15 protein-coding genes are annotated in these 21,012 nt (G+C 44.6%); 6 read left to right on the top strand and 9 right to left on the bottom strand.

The annotated features are described in order from the left end of the window. From AB6E54_RS22095 to trxB, 4 genes are all read right to left on the bottom strand, one after another. Positions 1-297: plastocyanin/azurin family copper-binding protein (locus tag AB6E54_RS22095; protein ID WP_372169044.1), on the bottom strand; the 297-nt coding region annotated here is incomplete at its 3' end. Positions 298-571: 274 nt separating this feature from the next. Beyond that, complete coding sequence (gene cydC / locus AB6E54_RS22090) at positions 572-2,293, bottom strand: heme ABC transporter ATP-binding protein/permease CydC (protein WP_372058016.1); 1,722 nt, start codon at positions 2,291-2,293, stop codon at positions 572-574. Continuing rightward, positions 2,286-4,070: a heme ABC transporter permease/ATP-binding protein CydD gene (gene cydD / locus AB6E54_RS22085; protein ID WP_372106121.1), complete on the bottom strand. Its 1,785-nt coding sequence runs from the start codon at positions 4,068-4,070 to the stop codon at positions 2,286-2,288. The genes cydC and cydD overlap by 8 nt, the downstream gene beginning before the upstream one ends. A 161-nt stretch (positions 4,071-4,231) precedes the next feature. Further along, positions 4,232-5,191, bottom strand: a complete 960-nt coding sequence (gene trxB / locus AB6E54_RS22080; RefSeq protein WP_050052961.1) for a thioredoxin-disulfide reductase — start codon at positions 5,189-5,191, stop codon at positions 4,232-4,234. Between the two features lie 529 nt (positions 5,192-5,720). On the opposite strand from trxB, the gene AB6E54_RS22075 reads away from it, so the two are divergent. The 3 genes from AB6E54_RS22075 to AB6E54_RS22065 all read left to right on the top strand — a co-directional run bounded on the left by AB6E54_RS22075 (position 5,721) and on the right by AB6E54_RS22065 (position 10,047). After that, entirely contained in the window at positions 5,721-7,388 is a 1,668-nt protein-coding gene (locus AB6E54_RS22075; RefSeq protein ID WP_372106122.1) for a GGDEF domain-containing protein, read from the top strand. A gap of 783 nt (positions 7,389-8,171) precedes the next feature. After that, positions 8,172-8,828, top strand: a complete 657-nt coding sequence (locus AB6E54_RS22070) for a 2OG-Fe dioxygenase family protein (RefSeq protein WP_048669265.1) — start codon at positions 8,172-8,174, stop codon at positions 8,826-8,828. After that, complete coding sequence (locus AB6E54_RS22065) at positions 8,812-10,047, top strand: cysteine desulfurase-like protein (RefSeq protein ID WP_172379683.1); 1,236 nt, start codon at positions 8,812-8,814, stop codon at positions 10,045-10,047. Before AB6E54_RS22070 ends, AB6E54_RS22065 begins: the two co-directional genes overlap by 17 nt. A gap of 177 nt (positions 10,048-10,224) precedes the next feature. Here the strand turns inward: AB6E54_RS22065 and AB6E54_RS22060 are convergent, their stop codons facing one another. Beyond that, on the bottom strand, positions 10,225-10,896 hold the full coding sequence (locus tag AB6E54_RS22060; RefSeq protein WP_372106123.1) for a type 1 glutamine amidotransferase domain-containing protein: 672 nt from the start codon (positions 10,894-10,896) through the stop codon (positions 10,225-10,227). Positions 10,897-11,111: 215 nt separating this feature from the next. On the opposite strand from AB6E54_RS22060, the gene AB6E54_RS22055 reads away from it, so the two are divergent. After that, positions 11,112-11,996, top strand: coding sequence for a LysR family transcriptional regulator (locus AB6E54_RS22055; protein ID WP_372106124.1), 885 nt, complete (start codon positions 11,112-11,114; stop codon positions 11,994-11,996). Between the two features lie 350 nt (positions 11,997-12,346). Continuing rightward, entirely contained in the window at positions 12,347-13,597 is a 1,251-nt protein-coding gene (locus AB6E54_RS22050; RefSeq protein WP_371724629.1) for a diguanylate cyclase, read from the top strand. Positions 13,598-13,748: 151 nt separating this feature from the next. On the opposite strand, the gene AB6E54_RS22045 is transcribed toward AB6E54_RS22050, so the two are convergent. After that, the gene (locus tag AB6E54_RS22045; RefSeq protein ID WP_372106125.1) at positions 13,749-14,573 is read right to left on the bottom strand and encodes a DUF2797 domain-containing protein; all 825 of its coding nucleotides are present in this window, start codon (positions 14,571-14,573) and stop codon (positions 13,749-13,751) included. A gap of 303 nt (positions 14,574-14,876) precedes the next feature. Here AB6E54_RS22045 and AB6E54_RS22040 point away from each other — a divergent pair, with 303 nt between their 5' ends. Further along, positions 14,877-16,172 carry a GGDEF domain-containing protein gene (locus AB6E54_RS22040; RefSeq protein WP_065585186.1) on the top strand — a complete coding sequence of 432 codons (1,296 nt, stop codon included), beginning with the start codon at positions 14,877-14,879 and terminating at the stop codon, positions 16,170-16,172. A gap of 254 nt (positions 16,173-16,426) precedes the next feature. On the opposite strand, the gene AB6E54_RS22035 is transcribed toward AB6E54_RS22040, so the two are convergent. From AB6E54_RS22035 to AB6E54_RS22025, 3 genes are all read right to left on the bottom strand, one after another. Beyond that, positions 16,427-17,797 carry a DASS family sodium-coupled anion symporter gene (locus AB6E54_RS22035; RefSeq protein ID WP_017059762.1) on the bottom strand — a complete coding sequence of 457 codons (1,371 nt, stop codon included), beginning with the start codon at positions 17,795-17,797 and terminating at the stop codon, positions 16,427-16,429. Between the two features lie 197 nt (positions 17,798-17,994). After that, positions 17,995-18,795, bottom strand: a complete 801-nt coding sequence (locus AB6E54_RS22030) for a vancomycin high temperature exclusion protein (protein WP_017063589.1) — start codon at positions 18,793-18,795, stop codon at positions 17,995-17,997. A 172-nt stretch (positions 18,796-18,967) separates the two neighbouring features. Further along, the gene (locus tag AB6E54_RS22025; protein ID WP_372058024.1) at positions 18,968-20,656 is read right to left on the bottom strand and encodes an NAD-dependent malic enzyme; all 1,689 of its coding nucleotides are present in this window, start codon (positions 20,654-20,656) and stop codon (positions 18,968-18,970) included. Positions 20,657-21,012: the final 356 nt, after the last annotated feature.

Here is a 21,012-nt window from a genome sequence, read left to right as displayed (position 1 = left end):
GTCGTCAGGTTTTACGTAGTTATTGTCGATACCTGCCGACATACCATCGATACCTACTGCTTGTAGCGACGCAGTGTCTGTTATAACGACGTTGTGACCCATTGATTGGGCTGGCATAGAACCAGTATGGTTTAGCGTCAGCTTCACTTCTTTACAGCTCGCTGGAACGCTTAATGTGTCAGTTGAAAATTTCATTTGATCACTAGCATCAATCGATACTTCACATTCCGAGCTCGCTTGAGCGGTAAAGCTAGCACCTACAAGCGCTATCGTTGTTGCGATTAATCGTAAAGACATACACTGTTCTCCATTATTTTAGGGGGAGGTTATTCCATGAGGTTGATTGATACGTATTATCCTAGAAAGATGATCATAGTAATGTGCTACGACTTGAATTGTGTGCAACTCGTTGCTTTGTAAATGGTAAGTTTTTGTAGGAAAGGGCAAAACTAATCAGCGCATGAACAACCGTTTAGGGGGGAATGGTTGCTCGAGACTAGAATCGCAGACAACAAAAAGCCCGAGCATAAACTCGGGCCTTGAATAGTTTTCTTTATAGCTTAAGGGGAAGCTAGATTGCCTGACGAAGTTGGAAATAACGTCCTTCTTCGTTTAACAGCTTCTCGTGAGAGCCGTTTTCAACAATCTCGCCTTGTTCAATCAGAACGATAGAATCCATCGATTCCAGACCAATCAAACGGTGTGTAATGAAAATAACCGTCTTGCCTTCGAAGTGCTTCTCGAACAGCGTCATGATGCTTTGCTCTGTTTGCTTATCTAAGCCTTCTGTTGGCTCATCAAGAAGCAGGATAGGGGCATCATGAAGGATTGCACGTGCAATACCAATACGGCGCTTCTCACCACCAGACAGTTGACGACCACCGTCACCCAACCAGCTATCAAGCGCGTTATTCTCCAGCAGCTTTTCTAGACCAACATCTTTTAGGATATTCGCTAAGTGATCATCGGTCGCTTCTGGTCTTGCAATCAACAAGTTGTCACGCAAAGTACCATTTAGAATGTCGACACGTTGGCTTACCACACTGATTGATTCACGAAGCTGTGATTCGTTCCACTGAGTCAGTTCAATGCCCGCGATTGAGATGTAACCCTTTTTAGGATCCCAGTAGCGAGTCAGAAGCTGAATCAGTGTCGATTTACCAGAACCCGTTTGACCAACAATCGCAACCTTGTGCGTGGCAGGGATCGTTAGGTCAACAGCGTTCAGAACACTGCGCTCAGAGTCAGGGTAGTTGAACGTCACGTTTGAGAACGTAATATCAAGCGGCTTGTTGATGTCGAGTTTCTCTTCAGCAAACTGAACTTCAGGTTCTGACAGAATAACTTCATTCAAGCGACGAGCAGAAGACAGAGTTTGACCTAAATGCTGGAACGCGCCTGCGATAGGCATCAGCAGTTCAAAACTTGCCATGGTTGCGAATGCCATTAGCGCGATGAACGGGTCTGGTGCATTACCACCCACACCGTCAGCCGCAAGCCAAAGCATAAGAACCAACGTTAAACCGTTGAACAGCATTAGCGCAGCTGAAGCCATACCGGTTAGGTTAGCATTCACAAACTGATTCGCCATCAGCTTGCGTTGCGTTTCTAGAATCGCATTACGGTAACGCTCCTCAGCACCGAACAGAGTTAGCTCGCTGTAGCCTTCAATCCAATCAAGCGTCGTTACACGAAGATCCGCTTTGTTCTGTGTTAGCTCACCACCATTACGTTTACCAAGCTTGTAGAACAAGATTGGCCAAACCAACAGCATGATAAGAAGGATAGAACCTAGGATTAAACCTAGTGAGCTATCAAACCACATCAAGAACAGAGTCAGGAAGAAGATCCCAAATACACCCACCGTCACTGGGCTTACTAAGCGCAAGTAAACGTGGTCCATTGCATCGACATCAGCAACCAAACGGTTCAGTAGGTCAGCATCACGAAGGTTTGAAATACGACCTGGGATCAGCGGAGCCAGCTTCTTAAAGAAGAAGATACGCAGATCAGTCAGTAGTTTGAATGTCGCATTGTGGCTCACAACACGCTCACCCCAACGACCCGCTGTTCGGCTCATTGCTAAACCACGTACACCACCACCTGGTAGCATGTAGTTGAAGGTTTCACGTGCAATCGTAAGGCCAGCAACCGCAGAAGCTGAAATAAACCAGCCTGATAGCGTTAACAAGCCGATAGAAGCCGATAGAGTAGCAAAAGCCAATAGCATGCCTAGCGATAGGCCAAACCAATGCTTTTTATAGAGTTTCAGGTAAGGCAGTAAATCACGCATCTAAATTACCCTTATTATCTTGTTGAGCTAAGTTCGCGTTAAGCATCTCTTCGAATAAACCACCCGCAGTCGAAAGCTGAGAGTAATGACCTTGTTCAACCAGACCACCATCGCGCATAACCAGAATATTATCGACTGATTTAAGAGGAGCGAGTTGGTGCGTCACAAGCAGGGCAGTGCGGCTTTCAATGTTGCTATTGATGCCTTTCATCACTAACTGTTCGCTACGAGTATCTAGGCTGGCTGTTGGTTCATCTAACAACCAGAACTGACCGTCTTGAATCATTGCGCGAGCCAGAGCCAAACGCTGAGATTGACCAACAGACAGGCCGCCAGAGCGATCAGAAATCATGTAATCCAAGCCGTGCTCGTTTACAAACTCGCTAGCAAATGATTGCTCAAGTGCATTCTCGACAACTTGGTCAGCGATATCATGCTTACCTAGAGTGACGTTGTCACGAATGCTACCGTGCAGTAGCAACGGATTTTGACCAACCCAGCTAATGGTTTTACGCCAAGAGGTTAAGTCGAGGTCACGCAATTCAACGCCATTGATTTTCAAGCTTCCTTCATAAGGCATGAAACCAAGAATGGCATTAATCAAACTTGTCTTACCCGCACCACTTGGGCCAACTAATGCAGTTGATTGTCGAGTATTCAGTGCGAACGAGATAGGGCCAACCAGTTGAACACCTTCAGGGCTCAACACTTTCAGATCTTGAGCTTCAATATTGATGCCTTGAGCTGGGTCTAGTTGAGTGTCACCTGATTTAACCTTAGTGATGTCGGTTTCTAGGAACTCAACAATACTCTCGGCAGCACCCACCGCTTGTTGCTTCGCGTGGTAGAACGTACCTAAGTCGCGCAGAGGTTGGTAAAACTCTGGCGCTAAGATAAGGATAAACAAACCTGCGAATAGCGTAATGCCTGCACCGTAGTGGCCGAAGTTCAGCTCACCGATGTAGGTGAAACCAAAGTAAACCGCCGTCATCGCGATAGAGATCGACGTGAAGAACTCAAGTACCGCAGAAGACAAGAAAGCGATTTTCAACACATCCATGGTGCGCGTTCTGAACACTTCAGATGCACCTTTCAATACTTCTGTTTCAGCGTTGGTGCGGTCAAATAGACGAATAGTCGTCATGGACTGCAAACGGTCGTAAAAGTGACCAGAAAGACGCTGCAGCGCTTTGAAGTTTTTACGGTTTGCATCGGCCGCTTTCATACCCACAAGTGCCATGAACATCGGTACCAGTGGAGCAGTAATCAAGAAGATCAGTCCTGCTGCCCAGTTCACTGGGAACACCACAACCAAAATAATGAATGGAATCATTACCGATAAAGACATCTGAGGTAAGTAACGAGAGAAGAAGTCTTGCATGTCTTCTACTTGTTCTAGCAACAGCGTTGCCCACGTACCGGCAGGTTTGCCTTTAATGTAAGCAGGGCCTAACTCACGTAACTTATCAAGGATGAGTTGCCTGATGTAAACACGGATCTGTTCACCACAGCGATAACCTGCGATCTCACGTCCCCATGTACAGCCAGCACGGCCAACGACCGATAATGCCAAGCCTGCGAAATGACCAACCAGTTCAGATTTATCGACATTCTCGATGATCAGCTGGTGAAGAATAGAGGCGAGAAGAGCTGCTTGAGCAATTAAAAACACGCTTGAAAGTACGCCAAGGCTAATCGCAATCATAAGCCAGCGTTTCGCTAACTTACTCTGTTGCTTAAGCCACTTATTCAAGCTGCGTTGTTTTTTCTTATCCATTATGAAGGCTTAATGATAATTATTATTTGTTGAGGGCGGGTAGTATACAAAAGAAAGCCCAGTGGATATACCGCTGGGCTCTAGGGATTTACAACAAATTGTGATGATGCCCTGCATCTACTGAGGCGAGAGTTCAGATAATCAAATCTGCAATCTCAGATTTACTTATCGTTAAGACCATCTAGGAAGCGTTCAGCATCCAATGCAGCCATACAACCTGTGCCTGCAGAAGTAATTGCTTGGCGGTAGTTGTGGTCCATTACATCACCTGCAGCGAACACGCCTGGGATGCTGGTTTGTGTCGCGTTACCTTCAAGACCTGACTGAACGATGATGTAGTCATCTTTCATATCCACTTGGCCCTTGAAGATTTCAGTGTTTGGTTGGTGACCGATAGCAATGAATGCGCCCATTACTTCGATGTCTTCCGTTTTATCAGACTGAGTATCTTTAATGCGAACGCCCGTTACGCCCATGTCGTCGCCTAGAACTTCGTCTAGCGTGCGATCAGTGTGAAGAACAATGTTGCCGTTCTCTACTTTGTCCATTAAACGTTTCACTAGGATCTTTTCAGCGCGGAAAGTGTCACGGCGGTGAACTAGGTGAACTTCAGACGCGATGTTAGACAGGTAAAGTGCTTCTTCAACAGCCGTGTTACCACCACCAACAACCGCCACTTTCTGGTTGCGGTAGAAGAAACCATCACACGTTGCACAAGCAGAAACGCCACGGCCTTTAAATGCTTCTTCAGACTCTAAACCTAAGTACTTAGCCGATGCACCCGTAGAGATGATCAATGCATCACACGTGTACTCGCCTGAATCGCCTTTAAGACGGAAAGGGCGGTTTGATAGGTCGACTTCGTTAATGTGGTCGAACAGGATTTCTGTTTCAAAGCGCTCTGCGTGCTCTTTCATGCGATCCATTAGAGCTGGACCCGTTAAACCTTCAGCATCACCCGGCCAGTTTTCCACTTCTGTTGTGGTTGTAAGCTGACCACCTTGCTGCATACCAGTAACCAGAACTGGGTTTAGGTTTGCACGAGCAGCGTAAACTGCAGCTGTATAGCCAGCAGGGCCAGAACCAAGAATCAATAAATTACAGTGCTTTACGTCGCTCATGAGGACTCCGAAATTGAAATTGTTTTTATTTATAATCGCTTAGGATTGTATGGAAAATATGGAGGCAATAAAAGGTTAAACAAGGGCAGAAGTGTAATTAATCGTTATACGTTAGAACATAACCGAACTAAATGATGGTCTTGTAATCCTGTGTCTTAGATCAATAGCGATAAGTCAAGGAAAGTGCTCTTGCAAACAGCTATGCATATTGCTCACTTTTAGGGCCTTCTTGATCATGGTGTTTCTATAGCAGTATTTACTTTTTTTCGTATACATTGATGAGTAGAAAAACAAGAGAACCTGAATCCTATGTTTTATTTTAAAAAGTTTGCGTCAAAAGACGCTGCAAGAATTCATCAAAATTAGCGTGCAGATAAGCGACCACAAGACGCACTTTTAGTATGAACGGCATGATTACAAACAGGTGTAATGTTGGTTAATACTTGAACTGTTGAGTGTTTCTCGGTTGTTATTTTTTTGTATGTGTTATTATTGATATTTATATATTGCGCGGAATCATTTGAACTCTATGCAGATTCTAATCCTTTTTATCAATGTGTTTATTGTGTGCCTGAATTCGGTTTTTGCTTCTCCGCTGCAGGTCAGCGGGGAACAATCTGTGTTAGCTAATGAAGCTGTAAGATGGTATAAAATGCCTTTGTTATCTGATCCAGTCGATTTTCCCATATTAAAAAAACACATTGAATCCTCTCCAAGGATTGAAACGATATTTGGTGGTGAAGGGGCGTTTGGGTTGAGAGTTGATTTGGCCAACTCCGATATCAAGTCGTCACAACAAATAGTTACACTCCGTGCAAACTATTTGGATCAAGGTTGGGGGTACTGGCAATCAACAAATGGTCAAGTAAGGCGAATACTTGATTTTGGCCAATTAAGTAACAAGAGTATCTTGCATCTGCATAGGCAAAGCTTCCCGTTAATATTGGATGCGGAGGAATCTGGAACACTTTGGCTCTACTTGGAAGCAAAGAAATTTCCAAAGGCAGTTAACTTCACTCTTCAACCTGAATATCCATTTTATATTCACGTTTTCCGCAACAATACGCTCACATTAGCTTCTATTACTGTCATGCTAACGTTGGGAGTTTTCGCTCTTTTTTGTTACTTTCAAACTAAACATCCAGTCACACTGGCTTGTGCTGGTTATGTTGGGCTACATGGCCTGGGATGGTTCGCCGCTTCAGGCGCTTGGGGGTACTTATTATCAAGCCAAAGCTGGAACCCAGTTTATTTTGGAATGGTATTGTTTCCGTTTGCGGTTGCTTTTTCTTGCTATTACACAAGATTATTGTTTGGATTTCCGCAGCATTTTATTCGTATTAATCTTACCTTTCAGGCCTTTAGTTGGCTGTGTGTCATTATCGGGTTTATTAATGTCTTTGCCCCGTTTTCGTTGACTTTTGTTATGTCCCATTTAATTGCGGCAATCTGGGTGCCGACAATGATAGTGACTGGCGTATTGATGGTTTATCAACGAAACTTTGTCGCTAAATATTATTTGATCGGTGGTCTTTGTTATGGCACGGCTTTGGTATATTACATTTTTGCGCATTTTGCACCATTGCCGACTCAGAGATCGACAGAAGTCATCGTTGTTGTTGCATTAGCAATAGATTGTACCTGCATTTTATTGTCACTGATTGAATGGTTGCGGATTCAACAACATCAACATCAGAAAACCTATATCCAGTCGAGGGTGGATAGTTTAACGGGGCTTGGAAACCGGCTGGATTTTAATGATGCGAGTAAACAATTAGTACATCATTCCTATTGTATCGTCTTCATCGATTGTGATGGCCTTAAATCGATTAATGATACTTATGGTCATGATGAAGGGGATCGCTTTTTAGAATACACCAGCCGCATGATGCGAGAAAAATTTACAGACCTTGGAATGGTTTATCGAGCTGGTGGCGACGAATTTATCTGGTTGTTGAAAGTGGATAAAGAGAAACAAGTTGAGGCTCTCTATTCTCAGATTGAGCTTAGAGTGACTCAGGTGGAAGAGCAAATTCGCAGTGCTGATTGGCCTCAGTCTGGCCTCAGTTTTGGAAGCGCATCTAGTTTTGAATGTGTCAATTTTTCTGAGTGTTTGAGCTTAGCTGACCAGCGAATGTACCAGCAGAAGCGCTCGAAGAACGGTTTTAAAAATCAGTCCAGTGAAATTGAGTGTTAGCTAAATTCCCTATTTTCTAAGTGAATCGTTTTAAGTCTAGTTAACTTATTTTCGTTTTGACTTTTGGTGTAAATGTCACCAAAGGTGGCTCTTTTAGCAACCAACCTTTCAAGCTTGCTTACCCTCTCATCTGTTTTGTGTAGAACATTCCCAATCTTTATAGTCGCCTATTTTTAACGAATTCTAAGTTAGGACATAAAGGCAGACCATCATATTCCAAATAAACGCATCATTTATAATTGTAGGTTTTATTAGAAAGCACTCTATTTGAGGGCGGTCGAGTTCCCCCCGAACTCGACCTGTTCCAGACGCGCAAGCAAAGGCGTTTGGTTTCTGGCTTAGTCATAAATTAACCAATTTCAGTTTGTTGTGTAAATAATCAATAGCTTGGCAACTGATAGGTAGGTCGTATTTTGCTGTGCAAAAGCATAGAAATGAATGATGGCGAGAGTGATGCCTGAGCTCATGCAAGGAGGCTGGCGTATTGAAGCGAAAGGGCTGACACAATATGAAACCTGGCTTGCTAGTTAATAATATCGTTAAATTTAAATTTGTAGGGATTTATAACTAGCTAGTGGAGTGTGCTAGTTTTAAGAGTTGGTCATCTTTTATTCTGGTGTTATACACTGCTTTTGAATCTCAGGTTAGATTTAGTGTCTGAATTATTAAATCTGACGGGATAAATGATTGTTTAATGTTGATTTGGCAAGATCTTCAAGTATCCTTTATGTAAATAAAACGTTAAATATCGAAAGTTAATTAACAATCATTAAGGAGTCGATGATGTTACATGCTCACGAAAATACCCTACATATTACCCACCTCAGTAACCACGCGGTTAAGGAGTTGTCACCATCATTCTCTAAGCTACCAAGCACAGAGCATGCGGATGGCCAGTTCCGATTGAGAAGGTACTCAGTGGTTGAATTCAGTAATGGACAAGTCGTTGAGCTAGACAAACATAACTTTGTTCAGTCTGAAGACATTAATCACTTTCAAGGTGACGTTGTTCGTCAGTTCGAGCCGATTGAAGCGAATATTCTAAGCAGCGAAGGCATGCAAGAGATGTGTGAACTGTTTATTGAAACCAATGGGCTTGAAGACGGGCAAGAAATCGAAATCCACCAAATCCGTATCGCTGCCATTTTTGAAGAAACGCAGGTTGCACCAGAAGGTGTTCACCAAGATGGCTTCGACCACATCGCTTTAATCGGCGTTAACCGACACAACATTGTGGGCGGCGAAATCATGCTGTACCAAGATTCACATGAAGCGCCATTCTTTAGAAAAGTGCTTGAAGACGGTGAAGTAGCAATGCTGGCCGACAGCAAGCTTTGGCACAACGCACAGCCGATTCGTACCATAGACCACGATGAGATGGGCTACATGGATGTGTTTGTTCTAACGGCTAAGGATGCGCGCAATGTCCTTCACTCTTAATGATGTGCGCCAACAGTTTAGTGCTTTAGGCCAATATCATAACGGCAAGCCTGTGACCTTTTTTGATGGTCCAGGTGGATCTCAGGTGCCTGAGAATGTTTTAGCTTCAATGACCGAATACCTAGGGCATTTCAATTCAAACCTAGGCGGCCACTATTTTTCTAGCCAAAAGACCACAAGCTTAATGCAGCAAGCGCGAGAAGCGGCACAAGCGCTACTCAATGCTGAGTCTTCTGGCAACGTTGTGTTCGGTGCGAACATGACCTCGCTGACCTTCCAACTTAGCCGAGCGATCAGCCGCGATTGGAAAGAGGGCGATGAAGTTATCGTCACTGCGTTAGACCATTACTCGAATGTATCAAGCTGGCAGCAAGCCGCAGACGACAAAGGCGCGATTGTTCGCCAAGTTCGTGTCGACGAGTCGGATTGCAGCCTAGACATGGCGCACTTTGAGTCGCTGTTAAATGAGAAGACTAAGCTTGTTGCTGTGACGTTTGCTTCGAATACGACAGGCTCGATTGTCGACATGGCGAAAGTTATCGAGCTTGCACATCAGCACGGTGCTCAGGTTTATGTTGATGCGGTTCACTACGCTCCTCATCATTTGATTGATGTTCAGCAACTGAATTGTGATTTCTTAGCGTGTTCAGCGTATAAGTTCTTCGGCCCGCATGTGGGCATTGCTTATGTTGCGCCTCAATGGCTACACACGTTAAAGCCTTACAAGGTAGAGCCTGCAACCAATATCGGCCCAGGCCGTTTTGAGACAGGCACACAAAGCTTCGAAGGCCTTGCCGGTGTGATTGCTGCGGTGGATTACTTGGCGCAGTTTGGTGAGCCAACCGACTCATTGCGTTCTCGTTTAGAGCAAAGCTACGCGCTTTATAATAAGCATGAAAGCCAGCTCAGTGAGTACTTCCTTAAACGCTTGTCTGATCTTGAAGGGGCAAAGCTTTACGGGAAAACAGAGTTTGATTCGAACCTAAGAACGCCAACCTTTGCGGTTACCTTTGAAAACCATTCTCCAGAGTTCATCGCCAAGAAGCTGGGTGAACATAATATCTGTGTGTGGAACGGACATTTCTACGCATTAGGTTTGGTGAAACAGTTGGGTATTGAAGAGCAGGGCGTGGTGCGTATTGGTTGTATGCATTACAACTCGATTGAAGAGATCGACTTGCTGTTCAATGTGCTTGAAGGGATCTTGCGAAGTAATTAGCGAGAAGCCATTAGCAAGAAGTAATTAATAAGAAGTCACTTGCCTTTGCTGTTTGTGCCTTTAGATCGAAAAAAGAGCATGCTTCTCTCAAGAGTATTGAGTAGGAAGCATGCTCTTTTTATTTGATTGAGCTTATTTGATCAACGCCAGTTATTCGAATAACTGGCGTTGATTTAACTAAGACAGGTGCTTAACCAGAGTTGCACCTACAGCGTGCGCGCTGGTTGGGTTTTGGCCAGTAATCACTCGCTCATCAACAATCACAAGCTCTTGCCAAGGTTGAACCTTGTTGAAACGCGCTGCGCTGCGAGCAAGAGACTCTTCCAGTAGGAACGGAATGTCGTTGATGGTGCCAAAGTCGATCTCTTCTTCACGTGTAAAGCCAGTCACCGATTTAGAGCTTAGTAGCTTCTCGCCGTTGCTTAAAACAATCGGAAGCAGCGCCGCAGGGCCGTGACATACTGACGCAATCACACCACCATCTTCGTAATGCTTAGCCGCAATAGCAGCGAATTGCTCGTTGGTTGTTAGGTCTGAAAGCAAACCGAAACCACCTGGGTAGAAGATAGCATCGTAGCTTTCTGCATTAATTTGGTTTACAGGAATCGTATTGTTGATGCGGTTTTGGAAGTCATCATCAGCCAAGATCTCAGCGTTTACTGAATCCCCTTCAATATCGGTTCCGTACAATGGGCCTTTACCACCCTTGATAGAAGCGATGTCGTACTCAAAACCCGCAGCAATGATCTCTTTGAGAGCATGAGTCAGTTCAGGCGCATAAGTACCATTCGCTTGATCTGTATCGCCTAGTGTTGCGTGGTTAGTTACAGGTATTAGTATTTTTTTCATGATTCGTCCCTTTGAGCTGCTGTTTTTTTTATTTAGGTGCTGACGCTTTTCGTTAAGCACTGAAGCTTTTCGTTAGGCGCTAGGTATCGCGTTGTTACTTAGCTATCGCCGCCTTGTTGTATCTAATACTAGTTCCAAACTGATTAGGTGATAATATACGAAACAGGCAAAACATTGTTGCTATATAGCAAAGATAGAATGCGAGTAGATTAAGTATGGATAGCTTTGAAGGGATTAATGAATTTGTTGCGGTCGCCGAATGCCACGGCTTTTCAGCAGCCGCTAAACAGCTAGGTTGCAGTACCAGCCATGTGAGTCGGCAGGTTTCAAGGTTGGAAGAGAGAGTGGGAGTGGCCCTGCTTGCGCGTTCAACACGGATGGTTAGCCTGACTGAATCGGGCCACACTTATTACCAACAGTGCAAAGACTTGGTGATTGGGCTACAACAGGCCAATGAACAAGTCACGTCTCAGCAGACTCAGCTTAGCGGTACTTTGCGTGTGAGTGCGGCAGGCGCGTTTGCAGAAAATCATGTCGCAGCGGCGATGATGGAGTTTGCTAAAGATCATCCTGAGCTCACCATAGAAATGAATTTCAATACCAAGATGGTTAACTTCATCGAAGATGGCATCGATTTCGCGATTCGTTATGGTCGATTGGACGATTCAGGATTGGTGGCAAGAAAGCTCGTCGATCGCCCGATGGCGGCAGCAGCCAGTAAAGACTACATAGAACAATTTGGTACGCCCACTCATCCAGAGCAGTTAAAAATGCACAGCTGCATTATCGCCAACAGTGATCAGTGGCTATTTGAGAAAGAGGGCAAACCGTTAAATGCAGTGCGAGTACATGGACGCTGGCGCAGTAACAATTCGAGCGCAGTACTGAAAGCATGTGAAGAGGGGCTTGGTGTTGTCTACCTTCCCAAAAGCAGTTTCAATGGCGGTCTGACTAATGGAAAGCTTGTCCCGGTGCTTGAAGAGTATTGGGGAGCAGGAACCAGCAGTTGGGTCGTATATCAAAATCGTCGTTTTTTACCCCAGAGAGCACGGTTGGCGATCGACTTCTTAGTCGCTTACTTTTCGGATTGGAATGAATAATTGACTAGCTTTCAAGCGAACAACCAACACGATAGAAGTGAATAATGAACGGGTTTGAAAAGAGTTGTGATTAGCGCTAGCTACCTACTTTAAGGTCGAAAACAGAAAAGCTAATGCTTAAATAGATATACGTTATCTTTTTTTGTTTTTTGACGCGCGTAATAGGAATGAGAGACTTGTCTACTTTTGATAACTGGTGTTAGCGATTGAATTGTAGAGAAGTCCTCAACAGTACGATATACTAGATACCATATTAATGTCCCTAACGCGTGATAGATTCTGTGGAAGCGTTGGCAGGATATGTTGTTATGCTCCAGTTTATGAAGTATAGCTAGAGTGCGGAGTTGGCAATGTCTTCAATAAATTTCGAATCCACGTACGGTGTAATAACTATTCAAGATATGAATGTAGTTAGTGTTGACGCTAACTATGCTCGCATCTATGGATACCAATCGCCCGAAGAACTACTTTCTAATATCGATAGCTTTCTAGATTTAATCTCAGAAGATTATCATGTTCTCGCCTATCAAAATTACCTTGAAACGGTCAGTGGTCAACGCGACCCGCAGGTTCACACCTATACCAATGTTGATCGTAATGGCAGAGAGTTCACCGTGTTTTCTATCGACCATGTGACGGAGTGGCAGGGAAGACCTGCACTGCAAGTCACGGTGATCGATCTTTCCCCTGCGATTCAGCTGCAAAACGTAGTGCGCGAACAAGATAAAATGTACCACGATATGATCATGCAATCTGGGCAGGGCATCTTGGTTCACCGAGATTTCAAGCCGCTGATGGTCAATCAATCGTGGGTTAAAATGCAGGGTGGTTCTTCCATAGAACAAGTTTTAAAGCTGGACTCTATCCTTACATTGGTGCCAAAACAGAATACGGATGGCATCAGTAAGCACTATCAAGCGATCGTGTCGGGTGAGTTGTCGGGAACCAGCACTGTGGTTGAAAATATTGGGTTCGATGGCGTTCATCGGTTCTTCAATATTTACGACAATGCGATTACTTGGAAAGGTCAGCCAGCCGTTCAGGTTGTACTCGAAGATGTGACTCAAAAGGTGATGTTGGAAAAGCAATTGGTTCATCAAGCGAATTACGATGAAATGACTGACTTACTCAATCGCAGAGCGATTTATGAGTGGTTAAGGGAACATATTGCCTCTGATACTCATGTCGTCAGTATGCTGCTTGATATCGATGACTTCAAATCGATCAATGATACTTACGGCCATATGGTCGGTGATGAGGTCATTTGTGCTTTGGCTAATATTACCAAGCGCAGTGCCGAGAAAGCCGGCGGAGTCGCAGGCCGTTGGGGTGGCGAAGAGTTCATTATATTTATCCCAAACACGTCTCTTGAAACAGCACACGAAGTGTCAGAAGAGATTCGCCAACAGTTCAATCAAGTTGAATTCAGAATCGATGAACAGTTACGATTTAATTCGAGTGTCAGTATCGGAATCAGTGATAGCCAAGCCTGTGAAGACGGTGTCACGATTGATGCACTCGTGAATTTAACCGATCAATCTCTCTATCGCGCGAAAGCCAACGGCAAGAATTGTGTAGACGGAGATGTGGTTGCGCTCTAACGCCTAAAATCGTCATCGAAAGCGAATAGGATCGACAACGAAAAATGCCCTCAAGTCATCACTTGAGGGCATTTTAGTTTTTGGCTATTCACTAAGCGCTTCTAACTATAAGAAACGCCTCTAACTATAAGAAACGTTTAAGTTCTACAAGTTATGCCGACACTTCCACTTCGTAAGAACCAAATTTACGGATGTTAATCACACCAGTATCTAGGATTAGGTATTGGCCTTTAATGCCTTGAAGTACGCCTGTCACTTCAGGGTTCTTATCAAAGTTATGCGACACAATCTTCACTGGGTGCTGTTCAACTGGGTAGCTCAATGAAGTGATGTTTTCGCTCAGAATCTCGATAGCATCATCACCAAACTTCGCTCTGATCTCTTGGATTTTATCCTCAACCAACGGCAACAGTTCTTTGGCTTTTTCTACCAATTCCATATCGTCGCCGTCGCCTTTAAGCAGCGTGCGCCAGTTGGTTTTGTCAGCAATGTGCTTTGCTAACTCAACTTCGATCAGGCCAGAAATCTGACGTGTTTTTACCCTCAAGATAGGCAAACCTTGAGTCGCGCCTTGGTCAATCCAACGGGTAGGGATTTGAGTGTGACGAGTGATACCTACTTTTAGGCTTGATGTGTTCGATAGGTAAACGAAGTGATCAACCATGCAGTTCTCTTCACCCCATTGAGGCTCGCGACACGTGCCTTCATCGTAGTGACAAGTCTCTGGCTTCATGATGCACATGTCGCAGCTTGCTAGCTTTTTCATGCACACAAAACAGTGGCCTTGAGAGTAGCTCTTCTTAGTTTTCTTACCACATGAGCAGCAAAAAATATTGCCGGTGTGAGTGAGGTTGATGGTTTTACCAATCAGAGGGTTTAGCTCTACAAACTCTTCGCCTACAGGCAAACGGTAGGTAACCGCGCCATCAAGGGAAGCACTCATCTTTTTGAGTGTTCCTTTTGCTAATAAAGACATGACATTACTCGTTGTATTTTGATTATTATTTCGTCGACTCGATTGCGCTGTGAGCAGGCAGTACGGTTAACGATGATTATGCGATGAGTATAACAAATAGAGCCTGTTTTTATACGCAATATTACTTGATTCTCGCCGTGAATAATCAACAGCAAATACATCCATTAAAATATAGTATGACATTTTGTTCGGGCGTGATATAACGTTTTTTAGTGATTTATTGGTATTAAGATCACTAATTTATCTAACTTGTTTTTTATCGTGAAATCCCAACTATAGGGATATTAAGCAGGAAGCTTAGACGTGAAGTGGATCCATAAGATTGTTATCTTTCTAGTTATCGCAACGCTTGCCATTGTGCAGTATTACCGTGTGAGCGGAAATCGTGTGATAACGGCAATTACCCCTGATAAATATGAATTTATCGCGACCAGTGATCAAGTTGATAGGGGAGTCAGTACGTCCCAGTTATCCTATGAAAATGGACAGTACACTCTCGATTGTGAACTTAAAGAATCTGAGTATCCGTGGCCTTACTGTGGGCTGTCGATTCGTATCAACCCTGACATCACCTCGGGCCTTGACCTTTCTCAGTACCACACCTTTAGAGTGAACATTGATTACCATGCGGAGGCTGACTCTAGTGGCCGTTTGAGAACCTATCTACGTAACTACAACCCTGCTTATTCAGTTCCTGATGACGAGTACACGCACAAGTACAATGGGATGGAGTTTTCTCCAGGAATCGATGGTGGTGTGATTGAAATCCCGATCAAAAATCTGCAAGTGATGACATGGTGGCTGGCTGACAACGACATTGCGTTAGAGCATTCGGCCCCTGAATTTTCGAATGTGAATATGGTTGAGTTTGCTACTGCGTCTGGAGCGAAACTCGGTCACCACAGAATCGTCATCCGCAGTATTGAGTTCGAAGGTTCGTATATCACCGCAGAAAGCTTGTTCATGATCCTACTGTTTGTGTGGGTGGGGACGGGCACCGTATTCTTGCTGTCAGAGTTAAACCGTTCAAGAAAACGCATGGTGATCGCAGAGAAAAGACATCACCACTTAAAGAACGTCAATCGCGCACTGAGAGAACAGAATTTTGAATTTTCAGAGATGGCCCATCGTGATGAGTTAACCGGAATACTAAACCGCCACGCGATTCGTGATTGGTTGAAAATGCAGTCACAACATGTGAAGCAAGGACATGGCAAGCTGGGTATGTTGTATCTCGATATCGACTACTTCAAGAGTGTAAATGACAAGTACGGACATCAAATGGGTGACCATATTTTACGCGAGTTCAGCATGGTGGTGGGCAGTTCGATCAGCGCTACCGACAAGTTGGTGAGATGGGGTGGTGAAGAGTTCATTGTTTTTTGCCCTGAGACCGAAGCCGGAGAGGCGCAGATAAAAGCTGAACGCATTCGATTATTGGTTAGCCAGCACCTTTGGGTTCATGGCGATCCGCTGACATGCAGTATCGGTGTTGCCGAGATGAAGCAAGAGCGAGTGACAGAGACCATTGCTCGCGCTGATGAAGCTTTATATCAAGCAAAGCATTCAGGTCGAAACCAGGTGATCTTGAGTCACTAATCTGAAAATTGTTTTGATGAGTTTATAAGCCACACGTGCATATGTGACGTGTGGCGTTTTTATGGTTCTTCTCCCAAAAGCCAAAACAAAAAAGGTGGCGCGGGGCCACCAAAAGGGAAAGCGTTTCTTGTTTTTATATGCCCGTTCAGTGCTTGCTTACGCTGAACGGGCATTTTTGTCTTGGTTGAACCGGGGGAAGTTCAACCAGTTTAGGGGAGCATTCCTGTAAGCATGCGCTTATAGAACGTTAGTGTTTACCAGAAGATCCAAGCGAACAGAGTCAGAACTAGGATACAAACTAGGTTCAACACCATACCGATTCGCATCATCTCTTTCTGCTTGATGTGACCCGAGCCAAACACGATTGCGTTTGGTGGTGTTGCAACAGGAAGCATGAAGGCACAAGACGCAGCAACAGCGATCAGTGCAGACAAAATAACTGGCGACATACCAAGTGCTTCAGCGATGGTTGCGAATACTGGCACCAGAAGTGCTGCACTCGCTGTGTTACTCGCAAATTCCGTTAGGAATACCACGAACGCTACCACGGCTAGAATCGTAAGCAGTACGCCAGCTGTTTCTAAAAATCCGCTTAGTGAGTGTGCTAAGAATACGCTGGTTCCTGTCGCTTTTAGAATGTTACTTAAGCAGATACCACCACCGAATAGGATAAGAACACCCCAGTCCGTTGTCTTCTCAACGTCTTTCCATTCCACCGCTCTAGAAGCGCCAAGCAGTACAATTGCGCCAATCGCTACCAAGCTATCAAATTTAGAGAATCCGCCAATCATTGCGTTGATTGGTTTACCGAATATCCAAAGCGTTACGGTTAGAAGGAAGATAGACAGTGTGATTTTCTTGCTGTTTGTCCATTCAACTGGGGCATGGTCTAGCTCGAATTTGTGGTCAAGCTTCGGCTTAGTCATCACGTAAAGAATAATCATCGCGATTGGCAGTAAGATCATTGAGATTGGTAGGCCAAGTGCCATCCACTCTGTGAAGCTCAAGCCAACTTCTGCCGCCGCAATTGCGTTTGGTGGGCTACCAACCAAGGTTGCGATACCACCAATCGATGCACAGTAAGCGATACCCAGTAGTACGAACACGTAGGTGTTGCGGTCTTCACTTTGGTCAACCTTGTTCATGATGCCAAGAACAAGAGGAAGCATCATTGCTGTGGTGGCTGTGTTTGAGATCCACATCGACAAGCCTGCACTCACACCGAACAACATGAACACAGCGACCGACATTCTGCCTTTTGCTATCAGCAGCACTTTGTCAGCTATCGCTTTATCTAGCTCTTGCTTGTTCAGTGCAGCTGCTAATGCGAAGCCACCCATGAATAAGAAGATGATCGGGTTTGAAAAGTTAGCCAGCGCTGCGGGCGTATTGAACACACCAAACAAGACAGCCAAGAGTGGAACGAGCAGAGCGGTGATGCTGACATGAATAGCTTCGGTTAACCATAGAACCGCAACGAACACGAGAATACTCAAACCAGTATTGACTTGTGATTCGAAAGGAAGGGTGTTGAGCAAGAGTGCGAATAGCGTGAAATTACCAATTAATATCATGCTGTTGCGGGTGAACAACCAGTGTTTCAGTGTAGTAACAAGTGCCGTCATAAGACGCTCCTTTTGTTTATCCTCGTTGTATTGGTGCACGACTTCATTGAGTCATGCTTATTATTGTCGAGGTATATAGCTTGATGTAGGGTCAGACTTTGTTGGGAGAATGTTACTTAAGTTAATAAAGGCGTGTTGGTGTGTTTTTGTGTAACAGTGGGGAAATGTGAGGCAACAAATTCAAAATGTGTAGTTTTCTACACATCTGTCTCTGCTGGGTCTGCAATAGGGTTTGTTGTAGGATCTACAACAGGGTTTACAGAGGGGTCAGTCATAGGGTTTGGAATCGGAAATGATTCCGGTTTTGGACTCGATTGAATGGGCTCTTTAGGTCCAAGGAACTTTGGCGTTGTCCCCATAATATACAAATCTAAGAAGGCTTTGGTACGCGCAAAAACTTCACGCAAACGGATAGAGGTGCCTGAATGATGAGTAGGGCCTGAAACCGCTAAACATTGTGCATGAATATCGTAAGAATTAGCGATAAATAGTGCTCTTTCACAGTGGAATTTCTGAGTAATGATCAGGAAGTTGTCGGTGTCGAAGATCTTTTTAGCGCGAACAATCGAGTCTAAGGTTCTAAAGCCTGCGTAATCGAGGTTAATGCGTTCATCGGGTACACCTGCTTTCAGCAAGTCGCGTTTCATCGTCCACGGCTCATTGTAAGAGCGATGAGCGTTATCACCACTTAACAGAAACTGGTCGACTTTTTCACGGTCGAACAGCTCAATCGCGGCTTCGATTCGGTGCTTATAATAGTCGTTGAGTGTTCGACCCAAATATTTGCTCGTGCCAAGCACAACGGCGACCTCAAGCTCGGGCACTTCATCTATATCGTAGATGATGCGATCTTCCGCTTGCCATGAAACCCAATAATCGATCGCAATAACCGCAGCGCTGCCTACTAAGAACACGAGGAAAGCGCCAAACAGAAAACCTTGCAGTTTTTTGTAAGCTTTTTTTATGTAGCTACGGATAATGTGAGAATCAAATTTCACTCTCGGTATGGTCCTTTCACTGAGCATTAATTTTTGAGTGCTCGATAATACCAAATAAAAATGAGAAAAATCAGTTAAAAAGACAAGACAGTTTAAAGAAAAAAGCCCCTGCAATTGCAGAGGCTCATATAAGAGTCGTTAACGCTCTTTATTCCAAGCGCAGTACGCTTTATTAGAATGCCGTGCGCTTGTAGCGACGGTAAACCGGTTGCCAGAAATGTTGGTCAATTGCTTGTTGAAGAGCTTCATCTGTGATCTCTAACGCAACACCTTGTTCAATGGCTTTCTTACCAACGGCAAGAGCAATCTTCTTAGATACGGTGTGAATCTCTTCCAATGGTGGAAGTAACGCACCTGAACCATTGATGGCAAGTGGAGAACACGTAGCAAGTGCACGGCTTGATTCCATTAGCATTTCGTCAGTGATGCGTGAAGCATTCACAGCCAATACACCAAGGCCAATACCTGGGAAGATGTAGCTGTTGTTACACTGAGCGATTGGGTAAGTTGTGCCGTTGTGAACGACTGGCTCAAATGGGCTACCTGTCGCAACAAGTGCTTGGCCATCAGTCCAACGAATAATGTCGTTTGGAGTTGCTTCAACACGGCTTGTTGGGTTCGACAGTGGGAACACGATAGGGCGTTCACTGTGTAGGTTCATCTCTTTGATGACTTCTTTGCTGAATAGACCTGGAGCACCAGACACACCAACCAATACGGTTGGTTTCGCGTGGCGAACTACGTCTAGTAGAGAGAAACCAGTGCCATCGCTTTCCCAGTCTTTGGTGTTTTCGTTGGTTTGAACCAGACGCTGTTGGAAATCAAGCAGGTTTTGCATGCCTTCTTGTAGCAGACCCCAACGGTCAACCATGTAAACTTGAGAGCGAGCTTGTGCATCGCTGATACCTTCAGACACCATTTGGGCAATGATAGCTTCAGCAATACCACAACCTGCAGAACCCGCACCTAAGAAGGTGATGCGTTGATCTGAAAGTTTGCTGTTTGCTGCTTTACATGCTGCAAGTAGAGAACCAACCGTTACGGCTGCTGTGCCTTGGATATCATCGTTGAAACAACAGATGCGATCTTTGTAGCGCTCAAGCAGTGGCATTGCGTTCTTTTGTGCGAAATCTTCGAACTGAACTAATGCATCAGGCCAACGGCGTTGAACCGCTTGGATGAACTCTTCAACGAATGCATCGTAGTCAGCACCCGTAATACGAGGATGACGCCAGCCCATGTACATTGGGTCAGCAAGACGTTGAGGGTTGTTAGTACCCACATCGAGCACGATTGGTAGCATATAAGCTGGGCTGATACCGCCACAAGCTGTATAAAGTGCTAGCTTACCAATTGGAATACCCATACCACCGATGCCTTGGTCTCCCAAACCAAGAATACGCTCACCATCCGTAACCACGATAACTTTAACGTTGTGGTTTGTCGCATTATTCAGTAGGTCATCGATACGATCGCGGTTCGGGTATGAGATAAACAGACCACGGCCACGACGGTAAATATTTGAGAAGTTCTCACATGCTGCGCCAACTGTTGGCGTATAAATGATAGGCATCATTTCAGAGATGTGGTTTTGAACTAAACGATAAAAAAGCGTTTCATTAGTGTCTTGGATGTTACGAAGGTAGATATGCTTATCCATATCACTTTCGAAGTTACAATATTGTTTGTATGCACGTCCTACTTGCTCTTGGATTGTTTCGGTTGTTTCCGGTAACAAACCTTCAAGGTTGAAAGAACTGCGCTCTTCAGCAGAGAATGCGCTGCCTTTGTTTAGAAGAGGTGTACTTAGTAGAGCAGGACCAGCATAAGGGATATATAGAGGGCGTTTATCGTTGTTCATTGGATGCCTAATATGGGAGAAAGGGTAACTAAAAAATGATAACGGTTTAGTTATTCAATTGTAAATAGTTTCTCCGCGATCTGAGCAAACAAAATGATATTCTTACCTCTGTCCCACACTTATCGAATTTCAACACGATAATTCGTTATACTTTGCTCACACTTTTTCGCTACTCGCCATTTTATGTCATTACTTCCCATCGATGCTTATCAAAACGTATTCCACGAACAAATCGCTAATTCTCACCTTGTCGTAGAGGCGGAAACCGGATCAGGTAAATCAACGCGCCTGCCACTTTGGGCCTCTCAACATGGGCGAGTGTTAGTGGTGGAGCCAAGACGCATCGCGTGTACATC

Source organism: Vibrio sp. 10N.247.311.49 (assembly GCF_041467655.1).
In the GTDB taxonomy this organism is placed as follows: Bacteria; Pseudomonadota; Gammaproteobacteria; order Enterobacterales; family Vibrionaceae; genus Vibrio; species Vibrio crassostreae_C.
This window is presented reverse-complemented; position numbering and strand designations above follow the sequence as displayed.

What these genes read in the sequence shown, in the direction of transcription:
- AB6E54_RS22025 (WP_372058024.1), bottom strand. Translation starts at nt 20,656, where the DNA reads ATGAACAACGATAAACGCCCTCTATATATCCCTTATGCTGGTCCTGCT.
- cydC (WP_372058016.1), bottom strand. Translation starts at nt 2,293, where the DNA reads ATGCGTGATTTACTGCCTTACCTGAAACTCTATAAAAAGCATTGGTTT.
- AB6E54_RS22070 (WP_048669265.1), top strand. Translation starts at nt 8,172, where the DNA reads ATGTTACATGCTCACGAAAATACCCTACATATTACCCACCTCAGTAAC.
- AB6E54_RS22050 (WP_371724629.1), top strand. Translation starts at nt 12,347, where the DNA reads ATGTCTTCAATAAATTTCGAATCCACGTACGGTGTAATAACTATTCAA.
- cydD (WP_372106121.1), bottom strand. Translation starts at nt 4,070, where the DNA reads ATGGATAAGAAAAAACAACGCAGCTTGAATAAGTGGCTTAAGCAACAG.
- AB6E54_RS22045 (WP_372106125.1), bottom strand. Translation starts at nt 14,573, where the DNA reads ATGTCTTTATTAGCAAAAGGAACACTCAAAAAGATGAGTGCTTCCCTT.
- AB6E54_RS22035 (WP_017059762.1), bottom strand. Translation starts at nt 17,797, where the DNA reads ATGACGGCACTTGTTACTACACTGAAACACTGGTTGTTCACCCGCAAC.
- AB6E54_RS22055 (WP_372106124.1), top strand. Translation starts at nt 11,112, where the DNA reads ATGGATAGCTTTGAAGGGATTAATGAATTTGTTGCGGTCGCCGAATGC.
- AB6E54_RS22060 (WP_372106123.1), bottom strand. Translation starts at nt 10,896, where the DNA reads ATGAAAAAAATACTAATACCTGTAACTAACCACGCAACACTAGGCGAT.
- AB6E54_RS22075 (WP_372106122.1), top strand. Translation starts at nt 5,721, where the DNA reads ATGCAGATTCTAATCCTTTTTATCAATGTGTTTATTGTGTGCCTGAAT.
- trxB (WP_050052961.1), bottom strand. Translation starts at nt 5,191, where the DNA reads ATGAGCGACGTAAAGCACTGTAATTTATTGATTCTTGGTTCTGGCCCT.
- AB6E54_RS22065 (WP_172379683.1), top strand. Translation starts at nt 8,812, where the DNA reads ATGTCCTTCACTCTTAATGATGTGCGCCAACAGTTTAGTGCTTTAGGC.